General features: G+C 31.3%; 14 protein-coding genes. 2 read left to right on the top strand and 12 right to left on the bottom strand.

The window, feature by feature from the left end; all coding sequences use genetic code 11:
- Window positions 1-20 precede the first annotated feature (20 nt).
- The 8 genes from RR643_RS09135 to RR643_RS09100 form a co-directional block, all read right to left on the bottom strand.
- Entirely contained in the window at window positions 21-446 is a 426-nt protein-coding gene (locus RR643_RS09135; protein WP_332472588.1) for a pyridoxamine 5'-phosphate oxidase family protein, read from the bottom strand.
- Between the two features lie 46 nt (window positions 447-492).
- Complete coding sequence (locus RR643_RS09130; RefSeq protein WP_332483022.1) at window positions 493-1,848, bottom strand: hypothetical protein; 1,356 nt, start codon at window positions 1,846-1,848, stop codon at window positions 493-495.
- Window positions 1,849-1,898: 50 nt separating this feature from the next.
- On the bottom strand, window positions 1,899-3,260 hold the full coding sequence (locus RR643_RS09125; protein WP_332472575.1) for a hypothetical protein: 1,362 nt from the start codon (window positions 3,258-3,260) through the stop codon (window positions 1,899-1,901).
- Window positions 3,261-4,130: an ABC transporter ATP-binding protein gene (locus RR643_RS09120; RefSeq protein ID WP_332483021.1), complete on the bottom strand. Its 870-nt coding sequence runs from the start codon at window positions 4,128-4,130 to the stop codon at window positions 3,261-3,263.
- Between the two features lies 1 nt (window position 4,131).
- Complete coding sequence (locus RR643_RS09115; protein ID WP_332483020.1) at window positions 4,132-4,488, bottom strand: GntR family transcriptional regulator; 357 nt, start codon at window positions 4,486-4,488, stop codon at window positions 4,132-4,134.
- A 348-nt stretch (window positions 4,489-4,836) separates the two neighbouring features.
- Complete coding sequence (locus RR643_RS09110) at window positions 4,837-5,151, bottom strand: DUF898 family protein (protein ID WP_332472578.1); 315 nt, start codon at window positions 5,149-5,151, stop codon at window positions 4,837-4,839.
- 140 nt (window positions 5,152-5,291) lie between these two features.
- The gene (locus RR643_RS09105; RefSeq protein WP_332472579.1) at window positions 5,292-6,533 is read right to left on the bottom strand and encodes a metal-dependent hydrolase family protein; all 1,242 of its coding nucleotides are present in this window, start codon (window positions 6,531-6,533) and stop codon (window positions 5,292-5,294) included.
- Window positions 6,534-6,545: 12 nt separating this feature from the next.
- Window positions 6,546-7,958 carry an APC family permease gene (locus tag RR643_RS09100; protein WP_332472580.1) on the bottom strand — a complete coding sequence of 471 codons (1,413 nt, stop codon included), beginning with the start codon at window positions 7,956-7,958 and terminating at the stop codon, window positions 6,546-6,548.
- 179 nt (window positions 7,959-8,137) lie between these two features.
- On the opposite strand from RR643_RS09100, the gene RR643_RS09095 reads away from it, so the two are divergent.
- Entirely contained in the window at window positions 8,138-8,845 is a 708-nt protein-coding gene (locus RR643_RS09095; protein WP_332483019.1) for a LytR/AlgR family response regulator transcription factor, read from the top strand.
- Window positions 8,842-10,122 (top strand): sensor histidine kinase, encoded by a 1,281-nt coding sequence (locus tag RR643_RS09090; protein ID WP_332483018.1) that lies wholly within the window; start codon window positions 8,842-8,844, stop codon window positions 10,120-10,122. The genes RR643_RS09095 and RR643_RS09090 overlap by 4 nt, the downstream gene beginning before the upstream one ends.
- Here RR643_RS09090 and RR643_RS09085 read toward each other — a convergent pair.
- The 4 genes from RR643_RS09085 to RR643_RS09070 all read right to left on the bottom strand — a co-directional run.
- Window positions 10,119-11,093: a Gfo/Idh/MocA family protein gene (locus RR643_RS09085; RefSeq protein WP_332483017.1), complete on the bottom strand. Its 975-nt coding sequence runs from the start codon at window positions 11,091-11,093 to the stop codon at window positions 10,119-10,121. The genes RR643_RS09090 and RR643_RS09085 overlap by 4 nt on opposite strands.
- 126 nt (window positions 11,094-11,219) lie before the next feature.
- Window positions 11,220-12,995, bottom strand: a complete 1,776-nt coding sequence (locus tag RR643_RS09080; protein WP_332472584.1) for a flavocytochrome c — start codon at window positions 12,993-12,995, stop codon at window positions 11,220-11,222.
- 71 nt (window positions 12,996-13,066) lie between these two features.
- Window positions 13,067-13,873, bottom strand: coding sequence for a MerR family transcriptional regulator (locus RR643_RS09075; RefSeq protein WP_332483016.1), 807 nt, complete (start codon window positions 13,871-13,873; stop codon window positions 13,067-13,069).
- Between the two features lie 164 nt (window positions 13,874-14,037).
- Window positions 14,038-14,464, bottom strand: a 427-nt coding sequence (locus RR643_RS09070; protein WP_332483015.1) for an NUDIX hydrolase, incomplete at its 5' end; no start/stop codon positions are given.

Raw genomic sequence — 14,464 nt, 5'->3', positions numbered from 1 at the left:
ATAAAAAAGGTTCAGTTTGACTAAACCTCTTCTATGTTGAAATCTTCATTGGTAAACTTTGAATAATATCTACCTTTTGTTGCGGTAAATTTTAATACACAATAGTCAGGATCAGTGACACCACCATGATAATACATGGTATCTCCCTCTTGCCAAATTCTTTTCTTAGAATCTTGATCTTCTAATACTTCCACTGTACCTATTAAACTAACTCCTCTAAAGAAACGATTATCGACAAAATAAATACTTGCCTTGTTATTCTTTTTGAAGTAGTTCACTTTATTGGATGATGTATTTGTCGTGAAATAGAATTCAGTTATTCCCATTCTTTCTCTTGGCGCAAGCATTGCCTTAGTAATTGGAAACCCATCCGGATCAACATAACTTATAAAAGCCGTTTTACATTTATCAATTAAATTACCTAAAGTTTTTTCCTTATCTCTCATCAAAAGAATTACCTCACTTGAAATAAGTTTAGCACACTCTTTACACCTATTCTACGACATATTCTGTAAAATCATAATTACTATTTTCTAGCATTTTCTTTAAATTAGCAAAGTCCTCTTCACCAAGTTCTAGTATTCCGCCACCAAAACGATTTTCTGTATTATCTTCTGAAATTGAGTTAATTGCTAATAAACCTTTAGCTTCATCAAAGCGCACTAATACTTCATATTTATTTACATGATATCGTTTTATATAATCATTTACGAATGATTCCAAAATATCAACTTGTTCAGGAGTGAACTCAGTTGTGTATCTTGCAAATTTAGGCATCATACTTTTTTCTTCAAGCCCATTTAATTCTTGTAATACAAACTTTGTTCTGCTCCCATTATTGAATAAATAACTTTGTTCAAGACCAAATCCATTAGTCGAATGGAAAATCAAATTAAATCCAAAGACCATCATCAACAAAATCAAATAAGTAATTATCGCTTGTTTAGTGATTGTAATTTTTCTTTTGCCTAAACTAAGAATTCCAAAGAATAGAATCATAATAAAGAAGAAAGAGATGAGTTCATGAGTAACTTGCATAATCATAAATGAAAGACTCAATAACACAGCAATCAATGGATAAAAATATTTTTTTGTTGTAAGCTCTCCAGCATCTTCAACTTTGTGATATGCTATTTTTTTTCTAGTTTCTACAAAGCATAAACAACCAATAACAAAGAATATACCTAAGCACAAAATCATCGATGATGCGAAACTATTACTATTATATCCTAAAACCATCATCTCATAGACTAACGTTACTGGTGAAAACCATGACTTACTTATGAGCTGAAATACATCATTTATAAATAATGTATTAGAATACAAGTATAAATAAATTGCGAATGAAAGTAGAATTGGGATAAACATATAAGAAATTATACAAATTATAGAGTCGAGAACATTATTGCATTTTGATATAATCCAAGCACATATAGATTGTATTGAAAATGTTCCAACAAACAAAATAATTGTGCCTTGTAATAAATAGGATATATTCATACTTGAATTAGCTTGATTACTAAGAATAATATATAAAACAATCATATTCACAAATATTTGTATCCAAAGTAGAGCTAACGAAAGAATAAAACGTGTTGTCCAAATACTTTGTTTATTTAAAGGTAAGTTTAAATTAAAACTGATTTCATCTTTTTTATGTATATATGATAAGAAGAAAATTGGATAAAGTATTGCCATCATAACAATGTAACCTGCAAAGAGTTGAATTGAACCAATATCCTTTAATACTGCAAAACATATAGGTCCAAATATACAACCAACTAATCCAATAATTGTTATTATTGTTATATTACTTTTAATACAATATCTTAAATAACTATCTTTCATTTATTCTACCTCCTTGTTTGAAATAAATTTTCTATAACCTTATAAGTTGATTAATATGTATCTTGGGTATTGAATCCACTTTGTTCTAAATGTTCAAAAATTTTATTAAAATCATCCTCATTTAGATTAATATAGAAACCTAATTCTTTCTTATCATTTGAATAATCATATAGCGAATTAATCATAATTTGCCCTCTTATATTTGCAAACTCAACAAGAGTTGCATTTTTGTCCTCATGATAACGATCAATGTAATCATCCATATATTCTTTGATTATTTCTTTTTGTTCACTAAATAATTCTTTTCTAAAATACTTAATTGTAGGTCCTTTATTTGGGTCTTTATTCTGAATTACTTCATTTATTGTATATTTTGTATATATCGGAAGATGAAAAGCTAATTTTTTTTCTAATCCAAATCCTCTTGTTTTATGAAAAACAAAGTTAAATCCTACTACAACTAAAGCTAATAAAACAAATGTAATTACATTTTTCTTAGTCATGTGGACTTTTCTTTTTCCTAAACTGATTACACCAATAAAGAAGATGAAAATGAAAAGAAATGATATGACTTGCTGATTTATTTGAATCAGCATGAGAGAAAATGAAGATAGAACAGCAATCAATGGGAATAGATAGAATTTATTTGTATTTTCACCTGCTTCTTCTGCCCTATGTTTGCTCGCTTCTTTTATCGATGCAACAAAACAGATAAATCCAATGACGATATAAATAAACTGCAATATCCAAATAATGATGAATTGACTTGTTCCCAATAAATTAAAAACTGTTAATCCTATTAATGTAATTGGTGAAAATCCTCGATAAAATACTTCAATGAATAACATGCCTAAAAATATAGAATTCGAATTAATATAAATATTTATTGCTAAGACGAAAAGTAGTGGTAAAACTAAATATGCTAAACTGCAAAAGATAGAATCAATTACATTGTTACACTTTGATATAATCCATGCCATTATCGACACTAAAACGAAGGATCCAAATAATAAAATAATTGTTATTTGGATTGATGTCATCATCATTAACTTCACAGGATCTTGGTTAATAAATTCTAATATTGGAGAAAATAGATATAGTAATAATACATTCAATACAATTTGAATCCAAATTATTAAGATCACAAATACTACCCTTGTAATCCAAATATTTGTTTTGTTTATAGGGAGATTCAAGTTAAAATTAATATTATCCTTTTTATGAATATATGATAAATATATAAGGGGTAATAGAATTGAGATAATTACGATATAACTACATAATACTTCTATTGATACTTCACTTTTCATTGCTATTGTAAAAATAGGAAGTAATATGCATCCAATCAACATAATAATAAATAAAGCTGTTTTATTATTCTTAATTAAATATCTAAAATATTTTTCTTTCACTCATTCTACCTCCTTGTTTGAAAAGATAAATAATTCCTCAAAGGATACATTTAGTTTTTCTAAAAACACTGGGTTATTTTCATTTAATTTCACTTCTATATCTTCAATGTTTCCTCTAACTACAATTACATGTACATTTCCAGTTTGTTTATAATCAACAACTTCAAAATCATTCAAGGAATTGAGTACATCTATTTCTTTATCATATACGACTTGCACACGATTCAAATTACCGATTGAATCCGTTACGTTACCTTTCGATAAGATATGTTTATCTAATATTGCGAAGTCGTCACATATATCTTCAAGTTCTCTTAGTGCATGAGAAGATATAAGAACAGACATGTTAGACTCATCTAGTTCATTAATTAATATTCTCTTAATTTGTAATCTAGATTTGGGATCTAAGCCATCAAAAGCTTCATCAAGTAATAACAATTCAGGACCTGCTGCAAAAGCTAAGCACAATGCAGTAAGACGTTGCATACCTTTTGAAAAAGAGGATATTTTCTTGTTTTCATCTAAATTAAATTGATGGATATAATTTCTAAACAGACTTTCATTAAAATCATAGAATTCATTATACAAATCAACCATAGATTTTATCGTCGCATCTCTAGGAAAAATATTACTATCTTGAACATACATTACTTTTGATTTGACTTTTTCATTTTCATAAATAATTTCATCATTCAACGTTATTGATCCTTCAAAGTCATAAATACCCGCAATACATTTCAATAGGGTTGTTTTACCAGCTCCGTTAACACCCACAAGACCCATGATTTTTCCAGAATCTAACTCCAAGTTACATTCTTTTAGTATTTCGAAATTTTGAATTGATTTTGAGCAGTTTTTAATTTTTAACATATTATTTCTCCATTTCTTTTATGAGTTTGATTAATTCATCTTTTGAGATCTTGTTTTTTAAACAAATTTCTGTAATTTGACTAAATTCTTGAATAAGTTGATTTGAATGATTATCCGTTGCATTACCTTCACTTATAAAAACACCTTTTTTATTTAGGGTATATACAATTCCTTCTTGTTCAAGTTCTAAGTAAGCTTTTGCTACTGTATTTGGATTAACACCTAATTCTTGTGCTAAATTACGTACTGAAGGTAATTTATCATTTGGTTTTAATACACCTATCTCAATGAACTTATTAACTTGGTTTTTTATTTGAATGAATATAGGCTCACTGCCTTGAATCCGTATAAGAAACATTGCGACCTCCAATCTGTACTATGTGTACTATCTGTATTAACTGTACTATTCAATTGAACTTTTGTCAACCCAAAATAAAACATGACTAATTCCAAGCCATGTCTATATTAATTATTTTGTCTTTAATTCATTATTACTTCTTTTTTTAATCATAAGTGTTTGAATGATAAATTGCATTGACTGTAAAGAAAATTCTCTTAAGATAGAATCCCAAATGCAGCTGTCAAACAAAATAGTAAAACAATTATCAAAAGTTTCTTATATTTGTGTCATGTTTTTTTGGACAATTGCAATTTTAAAATATACCCTATGTCAATGACATAGGGTATATTTTAGAATGTAGTTATATTAATATACTTCTTCAAATATTGTATTTGATACTTCCCATTGTTTCATTTTAATTACTACCCAAAATCCATATATACCTAATGTAATAATAGTTAGTAATAGCCAAGCTAGCCAATGTCCAAATAGACTCATACCGGTTCCTACAAACTTAAGTCTTCTACCCTCAATTACTGTATGTCTAGCAACCCAACTTAATTTATAACAAATCAACCAAGGAAACGCAATTCCAAACGTGATCACTGATACAAGAGCAGTAATTAGATTTACTCCAATAAGTCCAAGTAACCCTCCATCAAAATAAGAATTTGTTTTCACAATAATACCTCCATAGTCCTATTCTAAATCGAAATCTTTTCCTTGTCATGAATAACGATTTATTTGAATTATAATAGTGTTTTCATATCTTTATTCAAATTAAAAGAAGAGTGATACTTTTTTCAAAGTATCACCCTCTATTAACCTTTGTAGATTGTACCCTCTTTCATGATGACATCCATGTTATCTACTGCGATAGCACGAATGTTTTCAAGTGGATTTCCATTAATAACTAATAAATCTGCGAATTTACCTTCTTCAAGTGTTCCAGTAATATCACCCACTTTTAACATGTCTGCACCATTCTTTGTAGCTGCAACAATAACATCCATTGGATCGATTCCAGCTTTTTCATTGAATGAATACATTTCACCGATTGCTGTTGTTCCATAAGGAGTTAAGCTTGAGCAGAATGAATCAGAACCGATAGTAAGTACGATTCCTTTATCTTTTGCACGACGTAGGTTTGAATATACACGATTTAATTCTTTTTCCGCAACAGTAGCACCAGGGAACTTATCATGAACTTCTGGAATATAAGGAGGTTCATATGTTTTAAACCATTCATTTAAGAATTGGATTGTAGGACAGAAGTAGATACCTTTTTCTGCCATGATGTCTAAACATTCATCATTTAATGTTTGACCATGAATAATTAAATGAACACCTGCTTTACATGAATCTAAAGCTCCTCCATAACCTTCTGCATGAGACCAAACTGGAATATGCACCATGTTACATTCGTCCACTACAGCTTGAATTTCTTCTAATGTGTAATGTTGATCAAGTTTTTGATCCCAACGCCAAATACCACCACCTGTTGACCAAATTTTGATTGCATCTGGATTATCTCTTAATCTACGACGAACTGCTTTTCTAAGATCCCAAGGTCCGTCAATTCTTTCAGCCCAAGGATGTGAATCATTGTTGTAGCTTTGAGGAAGTTTGTGAGAATCACCATGTCCTGCAGTTCTACAAAAACCTAATCCTGTACCAACAACACGTGGTCCACTCATAACACCAGCTTCGATCATGTCACGAATTTGTAGACCTGAACGTCCAATTTCACCTACAGTTGTTAACCCACGTTCCAAACATTCATGTGCTTGTTGAACTGCAACTACTGTTTTTTGAATTGGATCTTCTAACACCCAATCACTGTCATCATCTGTTAAGTTACCTGAGAAGTGTAAATGACTATCAATAAGTCCTGGCATAATTGTTTTACCAGTAATGTCTTTTACTTCATAACCTGCAGGAATTTCTTTTAACTCTCCTGCATAAACTATTTTCTTATCTTCTACTAAAACAAGTGAATCATTTATTTCTTTTTTACCTGTACCATCAATTAATAAACCATGTGCGAATGCGATTTTTGACATTTGATTGTCCTCCTATTCTGCTTCTTCGACTTGAATTACTGTTTTTGTTCTATTTGATAAAAGATTAAATGCGAGTCCTAAGATCAACCATCCAATTACAATTGACCATTCAACTGGTAATAATGCAGCAGGTGAGAATGGTAGTACCATAAGTGCAATAATGCATAAACATGCAAGACATGCGAGTATAATACCAAATTTTCCTCCTGGAACTGAATAAGGTCTTTTTAAAGATGGTTCTGTAAATCTCATTTTTAAACAAGCTGCTGAACACATGAAACAAGCAAAGATAAATGCTAATGCACTTACATTTGTTAATGGGATTAACATATTACCACCTAAGAAAGGTCCAACTAATGTAAGAATTGCCATCAATGTATTTGCAGTTACTGGATTCCCATTATTATCAAGTTTCTCAAATGATTCTGGTAATTGCTTTTTACGCCCCATTGCAAGTAAGATACGTGATGTTGCACCAAAGAAAGAATTCATTGGTCCTAGTGGCCCTAATATTGCTATACACATCATCACTACAAAGAATACTCCATTGATTGTTCTTAATACGGCTAATGCTGGAACTGATCCATCTGCTCCTAACGCTACAAATTCATTCCAAGGAACAATAGTACCAAATGCATAGATACAACATGCGTAGAATACTCCTGCTGCAAGTAATGCTAAAGAGATAACTTGACCAAACTTTTTCCAGTCCAATCCTTCAGCTGCTTCTTCTGCTTGTTGAGGAATTGTATCAAATCCTGCATAGAAGAAAGGAGTCATTACTAATACTGGGATAATACCTAGTATTAAGTTATTTCCATTTGATTCGGATACAATAGGTTGTAAATGATGAGGTCCACCTGTAAATAGTGAAACTCCCATTGCAATTAACATTCCACCCAATAACATTTTTGTTAAGAATCCTTGTAACTTAGCGGCAGATGATGCACCTTTAAAGTTTAGACGAATTACATAACATGCAAATGCTAATGATATTAAAAGCGGTGGTAAATAAACTGTAAATCCCATAATAGTATATAAAGGAATAATCTTTAATTGAGGGATTAACATACCTACTAGTTTTGAAATTGCAATTGCTTCCCAAGGACATAAGATACCATTTCCTAAAGAAAGGAACCAACCTGTTATAAAAGATAATCGTTTACCGAATGTTCTATCTACATACTCTACAATTCCCCCTGAAATTGGAATTGCACTTGTTAATTCACCAAATACTGCACCTACTGGTAACAAGAAAATCGCTCCAATGATAAATGCAATAATCGCAGCAACTGGACCTCCACCTTTGTCCATCCAGTCCCCTACTTGTAAAACCCATCCAGTACCAATAATGGCACCAAACCCGATGGTGAAGAAATTCCAATTGGTTAAGGTCTTCTTCATTTTTGTATCATTCGTTGTCATCCATCTTCTCCCTTTTCTTTTAATTTATGTACATAATATTTACCGGTTATTCAAGTTTTATTCTTTTTACATTGTAAATACAAGTTGATATTGAGAATTGGGGTTTTCACTGTCATAATTGGGGTTAATCAGTTCAACAATTTTTTTCACTTTGTTGTATGATATATAAGGGGATTTTAATGATTAGAATAGCAATAGTCGATGACAATCCATTTGATGCAAAATGGATTTTAGAATGCTTAAAAAAACTAAACAACGCAAATGAATGTGAATTCATTTGTTTTCATGATGGACAAAACTTAATTGATGCGTACAATCGTAATGAACGATTTGATATCATACTATTAGATATGTTAATGGAAAAAGTGAATGGCTTAGATACTGCAAAATATATACGACAAGTTGATCAAGATGTTGAAATCTTAATCATTACTTCTACATTAGAATATGCTGTAGAAGGATATACAGTAAACGCGAGACGATATTATACAAAACCACTTCAACAAGATGAATTTCTGAAAGAAGTAAATAACATCATCTTAAACCTAAAAAAGAATGATTCATTAACCTTAACTATCCATAATCTGCATGGTATTACCAAAATAAAACTAAATGAAATTTATTATATTGAATCCCTATCACGAACACTTACTATTCATACTCAAACAAGTGAAATATCTATGAATGGTAAAATAAGTGAAATGGAAGAAAGTGTTGCACCCTATGGATTCATGCGGGTACATAAGAGTTTTATTGTAAATTTAAAATATATAAAGAATATTTTTAAAGATGTTATTACACTGGATAACAACGATACAATTTTATTGAGTAAGCACAAGTCAAAGCAGGTACATGATGCACTCATGCAATACATACAAAACCGATGAATTTCTTATTTTCTATATTCCTTGCAATACTGGAAACCTTTCTTTTCTTCTTTATCTTAGATAACCTGCTATCTAAAAAAGATGCTTTAGTTAAAGAAAGATACATTGCAATAACTGCTTACTTTCTATTTCAATTATTTACTTATATTATTGACTTTCATTTCTTTTCAACTGTTTTGTATTATGTTGTTTTTGCATTAGCCATTAGTATTTTTCTTTACTACAATGACTTGCGTACCAAACTAATCACAACGAGTTTATTTGTTACATTAAATTACGCTGCAAAATTATCAGCTGCATTAATTTACCTGGAATCTAATCATATTCCTTTTCCAAACAATGTATTTGAACTTGTACTAAATCCGATGACTCAACTGGTTGCCTGCATTATTGTATTGTTTATGATTTGTTTAATCTTATACACAAGACAATTAACAAATAAAACATCACAATATGGTATAGATTTCATCTTATTTATCTTTCCACTAATGAATTTATGTTTAAGTATGAATGTATTAAATCAAGAGAGTTCATCTATGCTTTATATCGATATCTCTGTTTTGTTATTCTTCTATACCTTTTTCTTATTCTTCATGGTGGACCAACTAAACTACAACAGTGAAAAAACATTCCATTTGGAATTACTGAGTCAACAAATGGAACTACAAAAACAACACTTCAAAGAATTATCTGCGTATAATCAAGAAATACGTTCTATAAAACATGATTTAAAAAATCATATAAGTATGATTCGTGGTTACCTACAAAACAATCAAATTCAATATGCTTTGGATTATATCAACCGTTTTGATGAGAATATTCAACAAATATCATCCCTTGTCTTTACAGGAAATAATACCGTTGATATTTTGTTGAATCAAAAGATGTTATTATGTAAACAGAATAATATTAACCTTGATTATAATATTCTTATTCCCAATCAATTTGATATCCCTGACTTGGATTTATGTATAATACTTTCTAACTTATTGGATAATGCGATTGAAGCAACATCACGTGTGAGTAATAAATACATTGAGTTAAAGATGAACATTTATAAAGAACAGTTGTTTATTTCACTTACAAACTCATTTGATGGGTCAATTAAGCAATCTGATAATCAACTTTTATCTTTAAAACAAGATAAGAATCATGGTTATGGTATCAACAATGTAAAACGTGTGATTGAAGATCTACACGGTACAATTACTTTCACATATGATGAAAATAAATTCATTGTCAATATTTTAATGCCGATAATAGAATATGGTGACTAGTGATCACCATTTTTTAATTCTTGGATTATGTTTTCAAGTACAAGTGTTAATTTTATATTATTATCTATATCTTGAATTTCATCGTTAACGAACGCTTCTATTTCTTGTACAAAACCACGTAGATATAAATCCTTTAATGTACCTGATGCAGGGGAATAATTTTCTTTGTATACAAGGTCTTGTTCACTCAATGTTTTCCAATCATTATCCAAACAATTCTTGTGTAGTATGAATTCATTAAGTTCATTACTTTGAATAAATCCACCATCCATTGTACATGTGATTCCTTCACTTTCTCTAGTCCATGGAGCACGATTTTCGAGTGAGAGTGTACCTATAATCCCATTACTCATTACCATGGTAAGAATATAGGAGACACCTTTACCTTGTGTGTTTTTAATTGCATGTATATCTTGAATATCTTCAAACAGGAATTGTATTAAATCAAGATAATGACTAGCGACTGCAAACATAAAGTCTTTGTCGGTTTTACAAAAGGCACTTGCATCAACATTGAAATGTGCATTAAATGAGCGTACAAGCCCCATATCCGCTTTTTTGATATGTTCCTTCATCATGGTATAAACAGGTGCATATCGTTTCATATAGCCTGTAAAAACAGGAATATGGGTATCTCTAGAACAATTATAAATTGCTTGAGCTTGTTTGTTATCTAACCCACAAGGTTTCTCAGTAAATACTTTCTTACCTTTTTCAAGACATCGAATTATACAAGAACTCGCTTCTTCCATTGGTACCACTACAATCACATACTCACTCTTTGACTCATTCAGCATGACATCAATATCATCATAAACATCCGCAACAATACCACAACGTTGCATTTCAAGTAATGCTTTTTCTTTTGAATGCGTTGTCACTGATTCTATTGTTACACCTAAATGTTGTAATGCAGGAATAATATTTAATTTTGCATGTCTACCAATACCAATAAGATTCACACTTTTCATGATCTACTTACCTCTATTTCTTATTACAAGTTTATCACATTCATTCCATATTTTATTGTAAGTATCTATCAAAATAAAAGCATCCTACTATTTCTAGTAAGATGCCTACGGAAGAAGCTATTTCAATTATTTAGCTTGTGCTGCAGATGAACCTGCAATACGACCAAATACGACAGTATCTGTTAATGCGTTACCACCTAAACGGTTAGCACCATGAATACCACCAGTTACCTCACCAGCAGCATATAATCCAGGGATTACATTGCCTTCTGTATTAATTACTTGAGCATCAGTGTTAATCTTAACACCACCCATAGTATGGTGAACTGTAGGTACACGTGCACCTGCATAGTAAGGACCTTGATCAATTGGTTGATTGTAAAGTGTTCTACCAAATTCATCTGCTGATTTATCAGCAACATGAGAGTTGAATCCTTCAACTGCACTTACTAAGTTCGCTGGATCAACACCAATTTGTTTTGCAAGATCTTCAAGTGTATCCGCTTTGAATGCACGTCCATCTTCAACTAATTGATTGATTGATTCATTAAAGTTATTCACTTCATCACCTGTAGGATAATCATGGCTATCTAGAATAACCCACATGTGTGAATTCGGTTGATCAAATAAAGCATTTGTCATAACATCACGACGTGCCCCTTCATCAACGAAACGATTTCCTTCATCGTTTACGAAGATACGGTTTTCAACACCCATTTCAATGTTACCACTTAAACTACCAGTTTCAGGATCACCCATAGGTAATAATTGGATATTGCCCATTTGTACAAGTTCAGCATTTATAGCTTGTGCCATAACGATACCATCACCTGTTGCACCTGCATGGTTTGTTGATTTAATTGTTTCATCAAGATTTGCCCATAATGTATTGTATTCTTGACGCATTTCTACGTTATTACCAAATCCACCTGTAGCAAGTACGACACCATTGTTTGCGTGTAATGTAATTTTATTTCCTGTTTTACCCTCAGCAATTACTCCTACTACTTTTCCATCTTCAACAATGAATTCTTTTGCAGTAGTTTCTAAGTATAAATCAATGTTTTCATTTGTATCAATGTAGTTTTGGTAAGCATTAAAGAAACCTGTACCTACTGGTTCAACTGGTTTGTGTGCTCTTGGCCACATACCACCTAAAACAGTAAATGTTCCTTCTTTGAATTCCATACCTAAACTTTGTAACCATTCAACGCCATCCCATGCATTTGTTACTAATGTTTCAACAAGTTCTGGATCTCCTTGTTTGTCTCCACCCTCATAAGTTTGAGTGTAGTGTAATTCTACAGAGTCATTATTAGCGATTGCAGTTTCACTACCTTCATCAACTGCGTTTAATGCTCCACCTGCTAAAATTGTGTTTCCACCAACTTTTGGCATTTTTTCTATTACAACGACAGAAGCACCTTCTTGATTAGCTGTAACTGCAGCAGCAAGTCCTGCACCACCAGCACCAATTACGATAACATCTGCTGTGTATTCTTTATCTTCTTCTTTTGCAACTTCTTTAGAAGTTACTTTCTTTAGAGCTTCAACATCTGCCCCAGCATCTTTCATTGCAGTTTCTACGGCTGTAAGGATTGCTTTTGATGTAATCGTAGCACCTGATACTGTATCAACTCCTAAACCTTGTGCATCAACGATACGAACTGGCATATCACTGATCGCCAAATCACTAATTGATGGTGTTTCACTGTGTTCTGTAACTACTACTTTTTCAATTTTATCAGTAGTTACTGTTACTTCTACTTTAACCGGACCATTCATACCAGCAGCTTCTGCAGTATATGTACCTGCTTTATAACCTGTAGTTTTTGGACTACCACAAGCCACTAGAGAGAAAGCTAATACCAAAGTTAAAGCAACTTTGAATAATTTCTTCATGTTTCTATCCTCCTAGAGATAACTATAAACGTTAGCCTTACTCTAAGGTCAAGAACTTTGTTAATATTTTATCAATTAATTTTCACAGCTAAATAATGATAATTTACCATGATTCCATCTTCAATTGTGGAATGGATACAAGAGCTTAAACCAAAATCATAATTCTCAATGCCATGTTCCTTAAGATAGGATTGCATTAATGTTAGTGTTTCCCATCCAAAGTTTGGATCGTTATTCTTCTTAAAAACAGTAATTAGGTATTTACCACCTGTTACAACTTCAAAATTATTTAAATTAAGACCTAACATCGTTGCATTCTTAAGACTCATATTAACCCCATAATGATATTCCAAGTATCCACTCGTTCTCTCTAATGTGGAGCGTGGAATGCGACTTACCCATCTTACTAGCGGTGCATATTCTACGATATGATCTCGTATGGTTAGCACTGTTTTATCCTTTGTAATTTTTTCATTATCTGAGAACTCAATACGAATATATGATTCTAGTTCAACTTCTTTTACGGTATTCAGTAATCCGGGTATATCTAAAAGAAATTGAGAATACCTCTCCATTTCATCAATACATAAGTGTTTAAAATAAACTTCATCAATCAGTTTTTGTCTTTGATTTTGGATTGATGAGATAATATCTTTCGAATCATGATTACTCAACAAGTCCAAGCATTCCTCAACGCTAAAATCCATTCCTCGATATAATCTTGCAAGATTAAAACGCCTCGTATCAATTACTGAAAAATAACGATACCCTGTTTCTTCATTAACTTCTGGTTTAATGATCCCTATTTTTTCATAGTATCGTAGTTTGTGTGTGGTCACTGCCAACAAATCTGCCATTTCCTTAATTGTATACTTCATATTCTTCCCTCGTTATTTTTTTCACATATTCTCTTCAATAAAAACTAGTCTATCAAGAAATGTTGTGGTTTGGCAACATAATCTGTCAAAACTAGTTAATTTTCTCTCTTTTATAGTCACTTATTTTTCACCATATACAATTCATTCAATCGCATGATGTAATCCTAACAAAGCGTTCTATTTTTAATAATCCATTCAATTATATAGTGTGCTCTTTGTTCCAGTATAGGTAAATCTTCAAAACTGAAATATTTTAAATCCAAGCTTTCATCATCATTGATAGATAGTGTTCCACTTGCATCTAAAGCTTCATATAAAACAGGAACAGTATATACTTTGTCACCATTTGGATACTCCATAAACATCTTGTTTCCAGAAAACACATTTAATAATTTAAACTTTGACGCAATTAATCCAGTTTCTTCTTTTAATTCTCTTGCTGCTGCTTCTTCTAATGTTTCTCCTATTTCAATTGCACCACCCGGTATCCCCCATGTTTTTGTGTCTGAGCGGAGTTGTAAAAGAATTTTATTCTCATTCAATACCAATATAGATGCACCTATACTTATTATTTCATTATGTCCTATTATT

Origin of the sequence: Anaerorhabdus sp. (assembly GCF_036637135.1) — a bacterium.
Classification (GTDB): domain Bacteria; phylum Bacillota_I; class Bacilli_A; order Erysipelotrichales; family Erysipelotrichaceae; genus Anaerorhabdus.
Note: the sequence above shows the minus strand (reverse complement) of the source record. Positions and strands in the feature narration are given on the sequence as shown.

Excerpts from the sequence above, each read along its gene's own strand:
- RR643_RS09105 (WP_332472579.1), bottom strand. The coding sequence starts at position 6,533 with ATGTCAAAAATCGCATTCGCACATGGTTTATTAATTGATGGTACAGGT.
- RR643_RS09085 (WP_332483017.1), bottom strand. The coding sequence starts at position 11,093 with ATGAAAAGTGTGAATCTTATTGGTATTGGTAGACATGCAAAATTAAAT.
- RR643_RS09130 (WP_332483022.1), bottom strand. The coding sequence starts at position 1,848 with ATGAAAGATAGTTATTTAAGATATTGTATTAAAAGTAATATAACAATA.
- RR643_RS09115 (WP_332483020.1), bottom strand. The coding sequence starts at position 4,488 with ATGTTTCTTATACGGATTCAAGGCAGTGAGCCTATATTCATTCAAATA.
- RR643_RS09095 (WP_332483019.1), top strand. The coding sequence starts at position 8,138 with ATGATTAGAATAGCAATAGTCGATGACAATCCATTTGATGCAAAATGG.
- RR643_RS09120 (WP_332483021.1), bottom strand. The coding sequence starts at position 4,130 with ATGTTAAAAATTAAAAACTGCTCAAAATCAATTCAAAATTTCGAAATA.
- RR643_RS09090 (WP_332483018.1), top strand. The coding sequence starts at position 8,842 with ATGAATTTCTTATTTTCTATATTCCTTGCAATACTGGAAACCTTTCTT.
- RR643_RS09135 (WP_332472588.1), bottom strand. The coding sequence starts at position 446 with ATGAGAGATAAGGAAAAAACTTTAGGTAATTTAATTGATAAATGTAAA.
- RR643_RS09080 (WP_332472584.1), bottom strand. The coding sequence starts at position 12,995 with ATGAAGAAATTATTCAAAGTTGCTTTAACTTTGGTATTAGCTTTCTCT.
- RR643_RS09100 (WP_332472580.1), bottom strand. The coding sequence starts at position 7,958 with ATGACAACGAATGATACAAAAATGAAGAAGACCTTAACCAATTGGAAT.
- RR643_RS09075 (WP_332483016.1), bottom strand. The coding sequence starts at position 13,873 with ATGAAGTATACAATTAAGGAAATGGCAGATTTGTTGGCAGTGACCACA.